Origin of the sequence: Cobetia sp. 1CM21F, assembly GCF_023161745.1 — a bacterium.
Taxonomy (GTDB): Bacteria; Pseudomonadota; Gammaproteobacteria; order Pseudomonadales; family Halomonadaceae; genus Cobetia; species Cobetia amphilecti.
Genome location: NZ_JALNTQ010000002.1, coordinates 74,980 through 88,964, shown reverse-complemented (window position 1 = coordinate 88,964; position 13,985 = coordinate 74,980). Strand labels below are relative to the sequence as shown.

The 13,985-nt window shown below is 61.5% G+C and carries 11 protein-coding genes; 7 read left to right on the top strand and 4 right to left on the bottom strand.

Features of this window, described 5'->3' with window-relative positions; translation table 11 throughout:
- Positions 1 to 120: 120 nt before the first annotated feature.
- Positions 121 to 909, bottom strand: coding sequence for a hydroxyacylglutathione hydrolase (gene gloB / locus MSG32_RS05980; protein ID WP_248378584.1), 789 nt, complete (start codon positions 907 to 909; stop codon positions 121 to 123).
- Between the two features lie 762 nt (positions 910 to 1,671).
- Here gloB and MSG32_RS05975 point away from each other — a divergent pair.
- From MSG32_RS05975 to nudC, 4 genes are all read left to right on the top strand, one after another.
- Positions 1,672 to 2,538 (top strand): class I SAM-dependent methyltransferase, encoded by an 867-nt coding sequence (locus MSG32_RS05975; protein WP_225348029.1) that lies wholly within the window; start codon positions 1,672 to 1,674, stop codon positions 2,536 to 2,538.
- A gap of 353 nt (positions 2,539 to 2,891) precedes the next feature.
- Positions 2,892 to 3,326: a ribonuclease HI gene (rnhA, locus tag MSG32_RS05970; protein ID WP_054556047.1), complete on the top strand. Its 435-nt coding sequence runs from the start codon at positions 2,892 to 2,894 to the stop codon at positions 3,324 to 3,326.
- Positions 3,327 to 3,477: 151 nt separating this feature from the next.
- A complete protein-coding gene (dnaQ, locus tag MSG32_RS05965; RefSeq protein WP_248378582.1) occupies positions 3,478 to 4,299 on the top strand; it encodes a DNA polymerase III subunit epsilon in 822 nt (273 codons plus the stop codon).
- Positions 4,299 to 5,072 carry an NAD(+) diphosphatase gene (gene nudC, locus MSG32_RS05960; RefSeq protein ID WP_107334885.1) on the top strand — a complete coding sequence of 258 codons (774 nt, stop codon included), beginning with the start codon at positions 4,299 to 4,301 and terminating at the stop codon, positions 5,070 to 5,072. The genes dnaQ and nudC overlap by 1 nt, the downstream gene beginning before the upstream one ends.
- A gap of 123 nt (positions 5,073 to 5,195) precedes the next feature.
- Here nudC and MSG32_RS05955 read toward each other — a convergent pair whose 3' ends face one another.
- Positions 5,196 to 5,513, bottom strand: coding sequence for an SCP2 sterol-binding domain-containing protein (locus tag MSG32_RS05955; protein ID WP_043332726.1), 318 nt, complete (start codon positions 5,511 to 5,513; stop codon positions 5,196 to 5,198).
- A gap of 572 nt (positions 5,514 to 6,085) precedes the next feature.
- On the opposite strand from MSG32_RS05955, the gene sohB reads away from it, so the two are divergent.
- Positions 6,086 to 7,189 (top strand): protease SohB, encoded by a 1,104-nt coding sequence (gene sohB, locus MSG32_RS05950; RefSeq protein WP_054556049.1) that lies wholly within the window; start codon positions 6,086 to 6,088, stop codon positions 7,187 to 7,189.
- Between the two features lie 167 nt (positions 7,190 to 7,356).
- On the opposite strand, the gene MSG32_RS05945 is transcribed toward sohB, so the two are convergent.
- A complete protein-coding gene (locus tag MSG32_RS05945; protein WP_054556050.1) occupies positions 7,357 to 7,671 on the bottom strand; it encodes a metalloregulator ArsR/SmtB family transcription factor in 315 nt (104 codons plus the stop codon).
- A 567-nt stretch (positions 7,672 to 8,238) separates the two neighbouring features.
- On the opposite strand from MSG32_RS05945, the gene MSG32_RS05940 reads away from it, so the two are divergent.
- Entirely contained in the window at positions 8,239 to 10,209 is a 1,971-nt protein-coding gene (locus MSG32_RS05940) for an acetate--CoA ligase (protein ID WP_248378580.1), read from the top strand.
- A 129-nt stretch (positions 10,210 to 10,338) separates the two neighbouring features.
- On the opposite strand, the gene MSG32_RS05935 is transcribed toward MSG32_RS05940, so the two are convergent.
- Positions 10,339 to 11,940 carry a Na+/H+ antiporter NhaC family protein gene (locus MSG32_RS05935; RefSeq protein ID WP_192838207.1) on the bottom strand — a complete coding sequence of 534 codons (1,602 nt, stop codon included), beginning with the start codon at positions 11,938 to 11,940 and terminating at the stop codon, positions 10,339 to 10,341.
- A 507-nt stretch (positions 11,941 to 12,447) separates the two neighbouring features.
- Between MSG32_RS05935 and MSG32_RS05930 the strand changes: the two genes are divergently transcribed.
- Complete coding sequence (locus MSG32_RS05930) at positions 12,448 to 13,899, top strand: sodium:alanine symporter family protein (protein WP_054556053.1); 1,452 nt, start codon at positions 12,448 to 12,450, stop codon at positions 13,897 to 13,899.
- Positions 13,900 to 13,985 lie beyond the last annotated feature (86 nt).

Here is a 13,985-nt window from a genome sequence, read left to right as displayed (position 1 = left end):
GGGCTGATCGAGATCAGGAATGTTCTCGACCCGCTGTCACGCGAAATGCCATTCACGCCGCGCTCCAACCGCTCACCTGGGGGGCGTCGGAACGGGGGCAATGGCACGCGGGCAGCAGGGCTAGAAGTTGTCCTTCCACTGACGCAGTGCCGTGAAGGCCGCCAGTGGAGAATCTTCCTGACCCGAGGGTGCCGAGAGGCGTCCTTCCTGTTCGAGGTGGCGTTGCAGCGCCACCTCATCACTGCGCAGGAACGGATTGATCTGCTTTTCTCGACCGATGAGGGTGGGCAGCGTGGGGCGGCCCAGTGAACGCAGCTGTTCACATTCTGCGTTGAGGGTGTCTCGCGCCGGGTTGTTCGGCTCGGCGGCTCTGGCGAAGGCCAGATTGGCCAACGTGTATTCGTGTGCCGGGAAGACGAGCGTCTCTTCCGGCAGAGCGGCGAGGCGCGACAAGGAGTGATGCATCTGCTCCGGCGTGCCCTCAAACAGGCGACCGCAACCGCCACTGAACAGGGTGTCGCCGCAGAAGAGCAGTCCCGGCATGCCGGAGCTGACAAAGGCGATGTGATCCAGTGTATGGCCCGGCACTTCCATCACCTCGAAGAGGCGGCCCTGCAGGCGGAAGCTGTCGCCATCGCCGACACGCTCGTCGATACCGTGGATGGCCGGATTGTGCGGGCCAACCACGCGAGGCTGATAGCGTTCGATCAACTCCGGCAGGCCGCCGGTGTGATCCTGGTGGTGATGGGTGATGAGGATGGTATCGAGGGTCAGGCCTCTGGACTCCAGGGTCTCCATCACCGGGCGCGCATCACCGGGGTCGACGACCGCCACGCGGGGGTTGTCGTCGCTCTGTATCAACCAGATGTAGTTGTCCTGAAAGGCCGCTATGGGCGTTACGCTCATCATGGTGGTCAGGTGCTCTTGATGTCTTGCAGTCGTCGATCGAAGCAATGACAGGCCAGTGACGCGAAAAGGGGCTTCATACGTCCTCGCCGAGGAATCGGCCAGGCTGAAGCAGATGAACATGGCATGTCATCGTCGCCTGCAATGCTGATGGGCAGGCGGTTCCATCGACTCCTTACTGAGAGTTAGTTGTCGAAAGCGGCATAAGATCATGCTCAGAGACGGCTCAGGACGGTCGTGCTCCTGGCCGCTCCCCTGGCCGCGTATGTGGGCGGGAGGGGCAATCCGTATGCTCTATCATCGACAACGCATATTTATGGGTCATTCGCAGGATGTTGGGCAACACCTTGCTTCACTCTATCCTGAGTGTCGGGCCGGGCGTGTCGAGACGCTCGGTGCCCGCAGTCCTGTTCAAGACTCGCTTGTCGGCATTTCGTTCACTATCAGACTCGCCGTGTGCGATCAGGCGCCGGGTGGCTGACGCAGAGCCCAACAAGAAGAGTCCATCAGGAAAAGCCCAGCAGGAAAAGTCACGACTGGCCGCCGGTGCCAAAGTCCATGAGCGCCATCAATCGCAAGGCCAATAGCCAGCACGGTGATGCCCAGTGGATTGATTCGTGGCGGGAATCTGAATTTTCCGGATAACAAGCCTGACGAGCCAGCAGGTAAGTGTCAAACCTCTTATGGTGTGAGAATGTAGACAAGTGTCAAAGCCTGTCTATGCCGTGGGGAGTGTCTCCCCGCCTGAAGCCCGGGAGATGCAAGATGTGGAAAGGCCCCTTTGGTGTGAATGACTCCGGTGCGGACAAGGCCAGCGCGTCCCTGACCGCCGAGGAGCGCCAGCGCCAGCATGCGCGCCAATTGAGTGCCCATGTGCGCGCCATGCGTGCCTTTTTCGAGGGCCCGGATGGGCAGGACATCCTGACGGCGGAGCGCGAGATGCTGGCGCCGCTGTTCGAGCGCTGCTTCGGTTTTCACAGCCTGAACCTGGGCCCGGGCGGCAATGACCTCCTGTCACTCTCCGCCATTCGCCATGCCATCCAATGGAGTCCCGAGGCGGCGCTCGCCGAGTCGCCATCCACCTTGATCTGCCCGCTGACGCAGCTGGCTTTACCGGACGAGAGCATGGATCTGGTGATGCTCCACCATCTACTGGAGGTCGCGCCGGAGCCGCACCGACTGCTGCGTGAGGCGGCCCGCGTGCTGCGCTCCAGTGGCTGTCTGGTCATCGTCGCCTGGCAGCCGTTATCTGGCGAGGGGCTGCTGCGTCTGGACCCGCGGCGTCGCCACATCACTCCCTGGGAGGGTAGCTGGCGAACGCCGGCGGCCCTGCGCGATTGGCTGGCCTTCGTGGATTTCGAGATCGAGCGTATCGACTATGCCGGCTTCCACCTGCCGGGGTTACGCCTGCGACACGGTTGGCTTGAACGCATGGGGCGCCGCTACAACCTGCCGCTGGGCAGCCTGATGTTGATACGGGCGCGGCGCAATGTCGGGTACGTGCAACCCTTGAATGCCAAGCGACCGCGAGTCGCCATCCCCGGTGTCTCCATCGGCCAGGCCACGCGGGTGCATTCCCGGGAGGGGCATGTGAAGCGTGAGTCGCGCAGAGACCTGTCCGAGCGCGGCTAGCTTGGCGGCTCGCTGCAGGGCTCCCTTTTCTTCAAGGCTTCAGTCTGATGGGAGCTGTAAAAAAACACAGGGACTTTGGCCATGCTGCATGCGAGTGGGTAGAATGACGCTCATTGTGGCGAGGCCTGCTGTTGCCGCGGGAGGGCTACCGGAGAGTGATTGTCAGGGGGCGGTTTCCAAGCCCCGCCTCTGCGGGCCAGACTTGCCCCTGTCGTGACAGCCAGCGCCGTCGCACTTGCCCGTCTTCGTTTCCTTTGTCGAGAGTGCCGTTTGTGAGCCAGAGTGCATCCACGTCCGAACCCCAGAATCCCTCCGCTGCTGCGACGTCCGAATCCAAGGCGGCGCCGACTCGCGTGGTCATCCACACCGATGGTGCCTGTCGTGGCAACCCGGGGCCGGGTGGCTGGGGCGCGATTCTGGTCAGTGGCAAGCATCGCAAGGAACTCAATGGCAGCGAGGCCCAGACGACCAACAATCGGATGGAGATGATGGCGGCGGTCGAGGCGCTCACCGCGCTCACCAAGCGCTGTCAGGTGGTGCTGTGGACCGACTCCGAATACGTCAAGAACGGCATCACCAAGTGGGTGCATGGCTGGGTCAAGCGCGGTTGGAAGACGGCAGCCAAGCAGCCGGTCAAGAATGAAGATCTGTGGAAGGCACTGCTGGCCCAGAGTGAGCGTCATGATATCGAGTGGCGCTGGGTCAAGGGTCATAGCGGCGATGAGGGCAACGAGCGCGCCGATGCGCTGGCCAACGAGGCCATCGACGAGATGCAGCGCCGCCGCTGAGCGCCTCGGCTGGCAGGCACGCCGAGCGCGGTGGCCCGCCGTGTTTTAGCACGGACATGCAGGATCCGATATTGAGGCACCCTGATGCGTGGCCCGAAGGTGAGGGCAGATGTCGGTCAGGGAGCTGTCACTGTTTACCAAGAGGTCTGAGATGCGTCAGATTATTCTCGATACCGAAACGACAGGTATCGATCCGAAGGAAGGCCATCGCCTGATCGAGATCGGCGCGGTGGAGATGATCAACCGCCGCCTGACCGGACGCACCTACCATCAGTACGTCAATCCTGAGCGCTTGATCGATGCAGAGGCGATCGGGGTGCACGGCATCACCGATGAGCGAGTCGCCAACGAGCCGGTCTTCGCCGAGATTGCCGATGCCTTCTGGGACTTCATCAAGGGTGCCCAGCTGGTCATCCACAATGCGCCCTTCGATGTGGGCTTCATCGATCACGAATTCGGGCTGATCAATCCCGGGCGTGCCAACCCGTTGGGCCCGGTCGCCGATCACTGCGCCATTCTCGATACCCTGAAGCTGGCCCGAGAGAAGCACCCCGGACAGCGCAACAACCTGGATGCGCTGTGCAAGCGCTACGATATCGACAACGGGCATCGTGTGCTGCACGGCGCCTTGCTGGATGCCGAGATTCTCGGCGACGTCTATCTGGCGATGACCGGTGGCCAGACGGCACTGGGCCTGGACGTGATAGAGGAAGGCGATGGCGAGGAAGGCGGTATCGTCGGGGTTCGTCGCCTGCGTGCCGATCGCCCACGTCTGGTCACGCCCGGCCTGTCCGCGCTGGAGCTTGAGCGTCACTCGGCCTGGTGTGAAGAGATTCGCGGCAAGGCGGATGAGTGCCTGTTCGATCGCCTCTCGATCGATGCACTGGGCAGTCTTGATAGTGTCAGTATTGATAGTGCCAGTCTTGATGGCGCCAGCCTGGACAGCCGAGGCAACCGCGGAGACGACGCCTGATGTTGATTCGTGATCTCTCGCGTGTGACCCAGCGCCATGGTTATCTGATTCGCGTGGGGCGTGATGGCGTGGCGCCTGCGCCGGATGGCGGCATCATCCAGCCCATCGCTGACTGGCCCAGCGGCGCCGTGGCCCTCGGGGAATGGCAGGGCGCGCCGATTGCGGTGTTCGGTGAGAATGGCAGTGCCGATTGGCCCGCCGCGCGTCAGTGGCTGCATACGCTGCCACGCGATCAGTTTCCGCTGCTTTCCAGCGCGCTGCAGGTGCTCAAATGGCTGCGAGACCATCGATTCTGTGGCCGTTGTGGCAAGCGCATGAAGCGTCTGGAGCATGAATTCGCCATGCACTGCACCGGTTGTCAGCATCGCAGCTACCCGCGTATCTCGCCGTGCATCATCACGCTGATCACCCGGGGCCGCGAGATGTTGCTGGCCCGTAGTCCGCGCTTCGGGCCGGGCATGTATTCGACCCTGGCGGGCTTCATCGAAGCCGGTGAAAGTGCCGAGGAAGCCGTGCGGCGTGAGGTGCACGAGGAAGTCGGTGTTGAGGTCGGGCGAGTCAGCTATTTCCAGAGCCAGTCGTGGCCGTTCCCGCACTCGTTCATGCTGGGCTACTACGCGGAATATGCCGGTGGCGACATCACCATCGATGGTGTCGAGATCGAAGATGCCCAGTGGTTCACGCCGGAAGACTTGCCGGGGCTGCCACCGAAGTTCTCGATCTCGCATGCCTTGATCGACAACTTCCTACGCTCGGTCGCGACGGGCCGCTGATATTGCAGGCTCTCCCCAAAGAAAACGCCCCGACCATTGGCCGGGGCGTTTTCTTTGGCTGGTGCCTCAAGCGAACCTTTCCATCGGGCTTGTTCGCAGCGATGCACCTGCTCAAGCAGACGCTTACTTGTTCGGGAACAGAGACGTCAGCTTGGTGGCCAGCATGATGTTGCCGGTGGCTTTCAGGCGGCCTGTCATGAAGGCCTGCATGCCGTCGACTTCGCCCTTCATCACGCCCTTGAGGGTGTCGCTGTCGGTGCTCAGGGTCACGGACGGGTCATCGTGCTCACCTTCGCCGACGTCCAGAGTGCCGTCCTTGACGACCATGTAGTAGTCATCGCTGTCGGTGATGTTGAATTGAAAGACCTCATCCATGCCCTTGGCGGCTTCGGGGTTGAAACGGCTCTTGAGCATGTCGATGACGGCGTTGGCGTCGGCCATGGTGATATTCCTTGTCAGTGCTAGCGGTGGAGAAAGGCCAATGATCACGGGGAAAGATGACGTACATGGCAAGGGGGAGGTGTCGTTCATCACCTTGCTCACCATGAAGTGATCACGCTGTTGACCTTCAAGACTGACATCAGACTATTTCAAACGAGCGTTCCAATCAAGTCGCGTGATCGATCTGGCGTGTTCCGCGCTTCATCGCTCAGTTCTGAACCCTTTAGAGATAGCGTGCAGAGATAATGTGCAGAAGTAACGTACACAGATAACGTACAGATCGCGTCCAGGTCACCTGGAGAACTCGCACAGGCGGCACGCCAGTCCCATGACAATACGAGCAGTGTGAAATCTGCCCAGGTGCCTGCCAGCCTTGCAGGCGGGCAAGCTTGCCCCCATATCGAGTACCATCCCGCACCGGCCCTTTAGCCGGTGATTTCGTTATGGGGTCCTGGTCGTGTGGCAGAGGCCTTGACCTTCTGCCTGACAGCCATGCACTCGAGAGCGAGCGTTCGCCGCTCACGTGCAGGCGAGAGATCAGACACCTTCTTCAATGTTTCAGGAGCAAGTGCATGCAATGGATTTCACAGTACGGCCTCTTTCTGGCCCAGGCGATCACCGTAGTGGTCGCGATCGCGGCCATCGTGCTCATCATTGCACGTGCACGACAGGGGGAAGCGGGGGAGCGCCAGGCCAAGCTGAAGATTCGCCCCTGGCATGAGCGCATCAAGGGCTATCAACGCGAATTGAGCCACGCCGGACTGGAAGAGGCCGAGTACGCCGCCAAGGAGAAGGCGCGGGCCAAGAAGCACAAGCAGGAAGCCAAGGCGCTCAAGAAATCGCTCAAGGCCAAGGCGAAAGCCAACAAGGGCGGCAATGCGGACAAGGACGATGCGCCGGCCAGTACGCGTGGGCGTCGGGTCTTCGTGCTCGACTTCGTCGGCGACATCAAGGCCAGCGGTGTGGAAAGCCTGGCGGAGCAGATCACGGCGCTGGAAGGCGTGCTGGGTGAGCAGGATGAGGTCGTGCTGCGACTGGAGTCCGGTGGTGGCCTGGTGCATGCCTATGGCCTGGCCGCGGCACAGCTTGACCGTCTGCGTGCCAGTGGCGCGCGCCTGACGATCACGGTCGACAAGGTCGCGGCCAGTGGCGGCTACATGATGGCCTGTGCGGCGGACCACGTGGTGGCAGCGCCCTTTGCGGTCATCGGCTCGATCGGTGTCGTGGCTCAGGTGCCCAATGTGCACCGTCTGCTCAAGAAGCATGATGTGGATGTCGAGATTCTGACGGCGGGGCGTTACAAGCGCACCTTGACCATGCTCGGCGAGAACAGTGAAGAAGGGCGTGAGAAGTTCCTGTCGGACCTGGCGCGCACCCATGAATTGTTCAAGCAGCATGTCGGCAGCCGTCGTCCGCAATTGGACGTCGAGGCAGTGTCCCAGGGCGATATCTGGTATGGCAGTGAAGCCATCGATATCGGTCTGATCGACGAGGTCGGTACCAGTCAGGCGTTGCTGGCACGCTATCTGAAGGAAGAGGTCAAGATCTTCGAGGTGAGTCTCGAGAAGCCGCGCCGCGTGATGGACCGTTTCGGCAAGGGCGTGACATCGAGTCTGGATCGTGTGCTGGACCGCGTGCTGGAGCGCAATGCGGAGTCGCGCTGGCATCAGCAATAAGCGACAGATTGCCGTCGCGGGCGAAGAGAAGAGGCTTGGAAGGCCATTCCGTGGCCTGCCCGATCTTGTTGGAGTCGGCGAGTGATACAGATGTCTAGCGGGTCACGATCAGCGTGACTCAGCGACATTCCCCTCAAAGGGCGTCAGTCACCGGCTGGCGCCCTTTTTCAGTTATAGAGATCCTGCAAGGCACGAATGACACCTGCGGCGTTGGGGCCTTGCAGCGAATAGTAGATGGTCTGCGAAGCGCGGCGCGTACGCACCATGCCTTCACGACGCAGAATCGCCAGATGCTGCGACAGCGCGGACTGCGACAGTTCCAGGCGCGAGTTGAGCTCGCTCACCGACATTTCGCTGTCGCTGAGCAGGCACAGGATGCGCAGACGATTCTCGTTGCCCATCGCCTTGAGCAGGGCAGTGGCTTCTTCGATGACGCGGTCACCGGCCTGGTGCAGGGTGATGGCATCGCTGGACACTGGCATGGGGTTATTCCTTGCAGCTGTAGAAAGTGTTGCGTTCATGCGGTCTCTCCCGGTCGGTCTATCTTGGTGCATCCCGAGGGACGCAATGGGCCATTGGCATGTTGTTATGACCTAACCTTGTTTTAGTGAATGATCAATAACTCCGCGTGCTACGTCCAAGACAATCTTAAACGATAAATCATCGACTTTGTCGTTCTCAGGCTTTGACTTTTTGTCGCATCTGCTGTGAGACCGCGTTCAAGCGTATGTTTTATTGCGCGAATGACGCCTTTCACGCTGTCAGCTCGTCTGTGACCAAGGATTGAGTATAAGACCATCAGACGCTGAAAACGGTGAGCCGAGCACCTTTGAAGGGCGATTTTTGGCCTAAGGTTTCAACGTAACTATCGGTTCAGGCATCTCTGTCCTGCCTGTCCTTCCTCCATCGTCGTCTGTCGCATCGCCGTTGGCGAGCGACATCAATGACGACATGAAAAGAGGTCCGGTCAACGGGCCCCGGAGACAAGGCCTTGCGCCAGGACAGGCAAGGGATGCCCACAAAGCCATTCGTGGATCACGAGGTACGCCATGCCCGACGCCAATCACTCCTGTGCACGCGAGCGTTATCTAGCCCTGACGGCGAGAGCCAACGAGACGCCAGAAGACTTCTGGGCTGAGCAGGCGCAACGCATCGCCTGGTTTCGCCCGCCGCAGACCATTCTGGCCTGGGATGAGCAACAGCATGCACGCTGGTTCATCGATGGCGAGATGAACATCTGCCATGCCGCGCTGGATCATCATGTCGCCAATGGGCGCGCGGATCAGGTCGCGTTGTACTGGGATTCGCCGGTCACCCAGAGCAAGCGGCAGTACACGTTTCGTGAGCTGCGTGATGAGGTGGCCCTGTTGGCGGGGGCATTGCGCAATCTCGGGGTGGAGAAGGGCGACCGTGTCGTGCTCTACTTGCCGATGGTCGCCGAGGCCATGATGGCGATGCTGGCCTGTGCACGTCTCGGGGCGGTGCATTCAGTGGTCTTCGGCGGCTTTTCCCCCAAGGAGCTGGCGGTACGTATCGATGACGCCGCGCCCAAGGTGATCATGGCGGCGTCCTGCGGGGTAGAAGTCGATCGCATCATTCCCTACAAGCCCTGGCTGGATGAAGCCATCGAACTTGCCGAGCATACCCCGCAAGCCTGTCTGATCCTGCAGCGTGAACAGCAGCGGGCGACACTCGGGCCGCGTGATCATGACTGGCATGAATGTCTGGCCAGCGCCCAGGCCACCGAAGCGGTCAGCATGCTGGGCAGCGAACCTCTCTATGTCCTCTATACCTCCGGCACCACCGGCAAGCCCAAGGGAGTGGTGCGTGATCACGCCGGTTACGCCGTGGCGCTGCATTATTCAATGGAGCTTCTCTATGCGACCCGCCCCGGGGATACCTTCATGGCGGCCTCGGACATCGGCTGGGTCGTCGGCCACTCCTATATCGTCTATGGCCCGCTGCTGATGGGGGCCAGTACCGTCATGTATGAGGGCAAGCCGGTCAAGACACCGGATGCCGGAGCCTTCTGGCGCCTGATCGAGGAATACCGCATCAATTGCTTCTTCACTGCGCCGACGGCATTTCGCGCCATGAAGAAGGAAGACCCGGAAGCCAGTCATATGGCCGATTACGACCTTTCCAGCCTGCGCAGTCTGTTCCTAGCCGGAGAACGACTGGACCCGCCGACCTATCACTGGCTCGCCGATCTCCTGCCGGTGCCGGTCGTCGATCACTGGTGGCAGACCGAAACCGGCTGGCCCATCGCCGGCAACCTGCTGGGCCTCGAAATGTTCACCGAAGGCAGCCGCGAGGTGAAGGCGCCGGTCGAGGCGCGTGCCGGTAGCGCCACCTGGCCGTTGCCGGGCTTCAATGTACAGATTCTCGATGGCATGGGGGATGAGGTACCCACGGGAGAGCAGGGCAATGTCGTGTTGCGCCAACCGCTGCCGCCGGGCTGCCTGACCGGACTCTATCAGGACCCCGGACGCTTCCATTCTGCCTATCTTGCCGCCTACCCCGGCTATTACCTGTCCGGTGATGGCGGCTACTTCGATGAGCAGGGCTATCTGTTCGTGATGGGACGCATTGATGATGTCATCAACGTGGCGGGGCACCGTCTGTCGACGGGCGAGATGGAGCAGGTGCTCGGTGCACACGCCGCGATCGCGGAATGCGCGGTGATCGGCATCGAGGATTCGCTCAAGGGCGAGATGCCGTTGGGGCTGGTGATTCTCAAGGATGGCTGGCAGGGGGATGAAGCCAGCCTGTGCGCCGAGCTTGCCCAGCGGATACGCCAGGAAATCGGGGCCTTTGCCTCGCTCAAGGAGGTGTTGATCGTCGAGCGCCTGCCCAAGACGCGCTCCGGCAAGATACTGCGCAAGATGATCCGTCAGATCGCCGCGGGCGAGCAATACCAGGTGCCCTCGACGATAGATGACCCCTCAAGCCTGGAAGATGTGCGTGAAGCGCTGAGCGAGGCCGGCGTCGGTCAGGCGAGTGAGGCACGCAGCGCATGAACCGAAGCGCGTGAGTCGAAGACGTGACATTGCGGACGCATGACGCGGCTCGCGCTGTTCCAATGATGAAAAAGCCCCCGCCATGAGACATGGCGGGGGCTTTTTTTCAGCAAGGCAGCATTCATTGCATCAGGTGCGTGCCACGACCGGATTGGCCATCTCGCGGCGTGCAAGCCAGGCAATGCTGATGACCAGCAGACCCGCCAGGCTCAACCAGCCGAACAGGGTACTGTCGGTCAGGCCCATCACCAGGTAGGCGATCAGCGAGATCGCGGCACCCAGCAGGGCGTAGGGCAGCTGGGTCATCACGTGATCGATGTGATGGCAGCTGGCACCCGTCGAGGACAGGATGGTGGTGTCGGAAATTGGCGAGCAGTGATCCCCGAACACGGAGCCGGCCAGCACCGCGCCCATCATCGGCAACATCATGGCGAGCTCGGTGGCGGCCGCCATGTCACCGGCAATGGGCAGCATGATGCCGAAGGTGCCCCAGCTGGTGCCGGTGGCAAAGGCCATCAGGCCGGAAAGCACGAACAGCAGCATCGGCAGCCAGGTCGGAGACACGACGCCCTCGACCAGCGTGGCCAGGTACTGGCCGGTCCCCAGAGAGCCGATGATGCCGGTCAGCAACCAGGCGAAGACGAGGATATAGACGGCCGGCAGCATGGAGCTGGCGCCCTGGGCGATGGCGCTCAGGCTGCGACCAGCGCCCATGCGATGACGCAGCAGCATCACTACCGCGGCCAGCAGGCCGATGGCGCCGCCGATGATCAGCGACTTGGCGACATCCGTCAGCTCGAAGGCGCGAATCAGGCCGAAGGCCTCACCCTCGGCGGCCAGTGCGCTGGCGCCGGTCTGCACGATCATGAAGAAGGTCGCGATGACCAGCACGATGATCGGGATCAACAGGTCCATGGGGCGGCCACGCTCGGACTCTTCCACGTGGGTGTTGCCCGGCGGATTGCCGCGCTTGGCATCGAAAAGCTCACCGTCGCGCGCCGCGATGGCATGACGGCGCATGGCACCGAAGTTGATGTCGAACCACGCCGAGGCGATCACCAGCACCAGCGCCGCAATCGCGTAGTAGTTGAGGGCGGACAGCTCGAGGAAGGCACCGAACGGGCTGACATCCGTGATGTGGTGGGTCGCCAGGATACCGGCGATCAGGCTGATGATGTAGGCACCCCAGCTGGAGATCGGCGTCAGCACGCAGACGGGCGCGGCGGTGGAGTCGATCAGATAGGCCAGGCGCGCGCGCGACAGCCCCTGACGATCGGTCAGCGGACGACAGATATTGCCCACGGCCAGGCTATTGAAATAATCATCGATGAAGATGAATACCCCCAGCAGCACGGTCATCAGCTGCGAGCCACGGCGGGTCGTGACTCGCGCCCGCGCCCAGTTGCCGAAGGCACGGGTGCCGCCTGCCAGCGTGATCACGCCGACCATGGCACCCAGTGCCAGCAGGAACAGCAGGATATAGACGTTCCAGCTGTTGAGGCTGGCCTCGGCAAGCTGACCGCTGTCCGGCATCTCGATGAAGACGGCAACCAACTGCTGCCAGAGATAGTGCAGCGTGACGAGCGGCGAGAAATCATTCAGCAGCAGGGCGCCTGACACGATACCCAGCCCGAGGGAGAGCATGACACGACGTGTCAGTATTGCGAGACCGATGGCTATGATCGGGGCGAGCAGCGAAAGCGGGGACGCCGCGTAGCTGGTCAGTTCCATGTATCACCTGTAATCAAAGGCAGGCGCCGGGACAAAGCGCGCTACCGGGTGCCGTTATGGCGGTTATGGTGCGTGGGTGTCAGGGAGTTGCACCGCCTGATCGCAGCGCACACTCGCGGGATCGCCGTTGCGCAACGGCAATCGATGAGTCGCGAGCCTGCGCCCGACAAGTCCTGGGCCGCCACTGGCAGGCGGCGACTTCCGGAAGGGGGCGCATTATGCCCGAGCCAAACAAGACGTGAAACATTACCGTGTTCATCTAAAGTCTAGGTCGCAGTGAAAAACACCGCCATTGCGCTATTTTTCCCCTAGAATTCGGGCGTAGAAGTCCGCTTTACAGTGGGCTCTTCTTGCTTATCCCCGTGGGATATGAAGAATGGCGCTCACCAAAGCATGTCGAGCAGCCCGATCGTAGTGGTTGCTCGCTGTCAGTCGCAGGAAAGTCATGGGCTTTCCGTTGCCCTGGCAGCGTCGACAAGACCAAAAACCCGCCAAAGCGAGACCGACATGTCGGAAACAACGTCCATCATTCCAGCGCCGATTCTGGCGTTGATCGATGCAGGCAATGGCCTGCTGTGGGGCAGTGTATTGATTTACCTGCTCATCGGAGCGGGTCTCTTCTTCACGGTCATGACCAAGGGTATCCAGTTCCGCTATTTCGGACACATGTGGAAGCTGCTGGCCACGTCTCGTCAGGGCAGCGAAGGCGGCATCTCTTCCTTCCAGGCACTGGCTACCTCTCTGGCGGCGCGCGTCGGTACCGGTAACCTCGCCGGTGTCGCCGTGGCGATTTCCCTGGGTGGCCCGGGCGCCATCTTCTGGATGTGGATGACGGCGCTGGTCGGCATGTCCACCAGCTTCATCGAGTCCACCCTGGCGCAGGCCTACAAGGTCTCCCACGATGACAACACCTTCCGTGGTGGACCGGCCTATTACATCGAGAAGGGCCTCGGTCAGCGCTGGATGGCGATCCTGTTCTCCGTGTGCCTGATCATCGCCTTCGGCCTGGCCTTCAACTCCGTGCAGTCCAACTCCATCGCACTGGCCATGGAGCAGGCCTTCAGCGTGCCGCCGTGGATCATGGGCGTGGTGCTGGTCGTGGTCATGGTGCCGATCATCTTCGGCGGCATGAAGCGCATCACGCGTACCGCCGAGCTGATCGTGCCGATCATGGCGCTGCTCTATCTGCTGCTGGCCATCTTCGTCGTGGCCATCAACATCACCGAGCTGCCGGCGGCGCTGGGCACCATCTTCCGCAGTGCCTTCGGCCTTGAGCAGGCCGCAGGTGGCGCGCTGGGTTACACCATTGCCCAGGCGATGATGAACGGCATCAAGCGGGGTCTGTTCTCCAACGAAGCGGGTATGGGTTCCGCCCCGAACGCCGCCGCGATGGCGACCACCAAGCACCCGGCGTCCCAGGGCTTCGTCCAGATGCTGGGCGTGTTCATCGACACCCTAGTCATCTGCACCGCGACCGCGGCCATCATCATCATGAGCGGCACCCTGGGCAACGATGGCGGCAATGACGGCATCCAGATCACCCAGGCAGCGCTGTCCTCACAGGTCGGTAGCTGGGGTGGCGGCTTCGTGGCCATCGCCATTCTGCTGTTCGCCTTCACCTCGCTGGTCGCCAACTACTCCTATGGCGAGTCCAACATCGAGTACATCGCCGGCAAGAAGAACGCCAAGGCCGTCATCATGGTCTATCGCTTCGCCGTGCTCGGCATGGTCATGCTCGGTGCTGTCGCCAGCCTGAAGAACATCTGGAACTTCGCTGATCTGTCGATGGGCGCGATGGCCTTGATCAACCTGATCGCCATCCTGCTGCTGTCGCCGTTGGCCTTCCGTATCTTCAAGGATTACGACCGTCAGCATAAGGCCGGCAAGGAGCCGACCTTTGATCCGGAGCAGTTCCCGGAGCTCAAGGGCAAGGTCGATGCCAGCATCTGGAAGAAGTGACTCTGACACTCGCTTTCATTGCATGGATTTCATTGCATCGCTGTCTTTGCAGCATAAGGGGCTCCGGGGGAGACTGACGGCCTGAC

Bases quoted from the DNA above. Each gene is read 5' to 3' on its own strand.
- gloB (WP_248378584.1), bottom strand. From the start codon at position 909: ATGATGAGCGTAACGCCCATAGCGGCCTTTCAGGACAACTACATCTGG.
- MSG32_RS05930 (WP_054556053.1), top strand. From the start codon at position 12,448: ATGTCGGAAACAACGTCCATCATTCCAGCGCCGATTCTGGCGTTGATC.
- MSG32_RS05940 (WP_248378580.1), top strand. From the start codon at position 8,239: ATGCCCGACGCCAATCACTCCTGTGCACGCGAGCGTTATCTAGCCCTG.
- MSG32_RS05975 (WP_225348029.1), top strand. From the start codon at position 1,672: ATGTGGAAAGGCCCCTTTGGTGTGAATGACTCCGGTGCGGACAAGGCC.
- MSG32_RS05935 (WP_192838207.1), bottom strand. From the start codon at position 11,940: ATGGAACTGACCAGCTACGCGGCGTCCCCGCTTTCGCTGCTCGCCCCG.
- MSG32_RS05955 (WP_043332726.1), bottom strand. From the start codon at position 5,513: ATGGCCGACGCCAACGCCGTCATCGACATGCTCAAGAGCCGTTTCAAC.
- MSG32_RS05945 (WP_054556050.1), bottom strand. From the start codon at position 7,671: ATGCCAGTGTCCAGCGATGCCATCACCCTGCACCAGGCCGGTGACCGC.
- nudC (WP_107334885.1), top strand. From the start codon at position 4,299: ATGTTGATTCGTGATCTCTCGCGTGTGACCCAGCGCCATGGTTATCTG.
- dnaQ (WP_248378582.1), top strand. From the start codon at position 3,478: ATGCGTCAGATTATTCTCGATACCGAAACGACAGGTATCGATCCGAAG.
- sohB (WP_054556049.1), top strand. From the start codon at position 6,086: ATGCAATGGATTTCACAGTACGGCCTCTTTCTGGCCCAGGCGATCACC.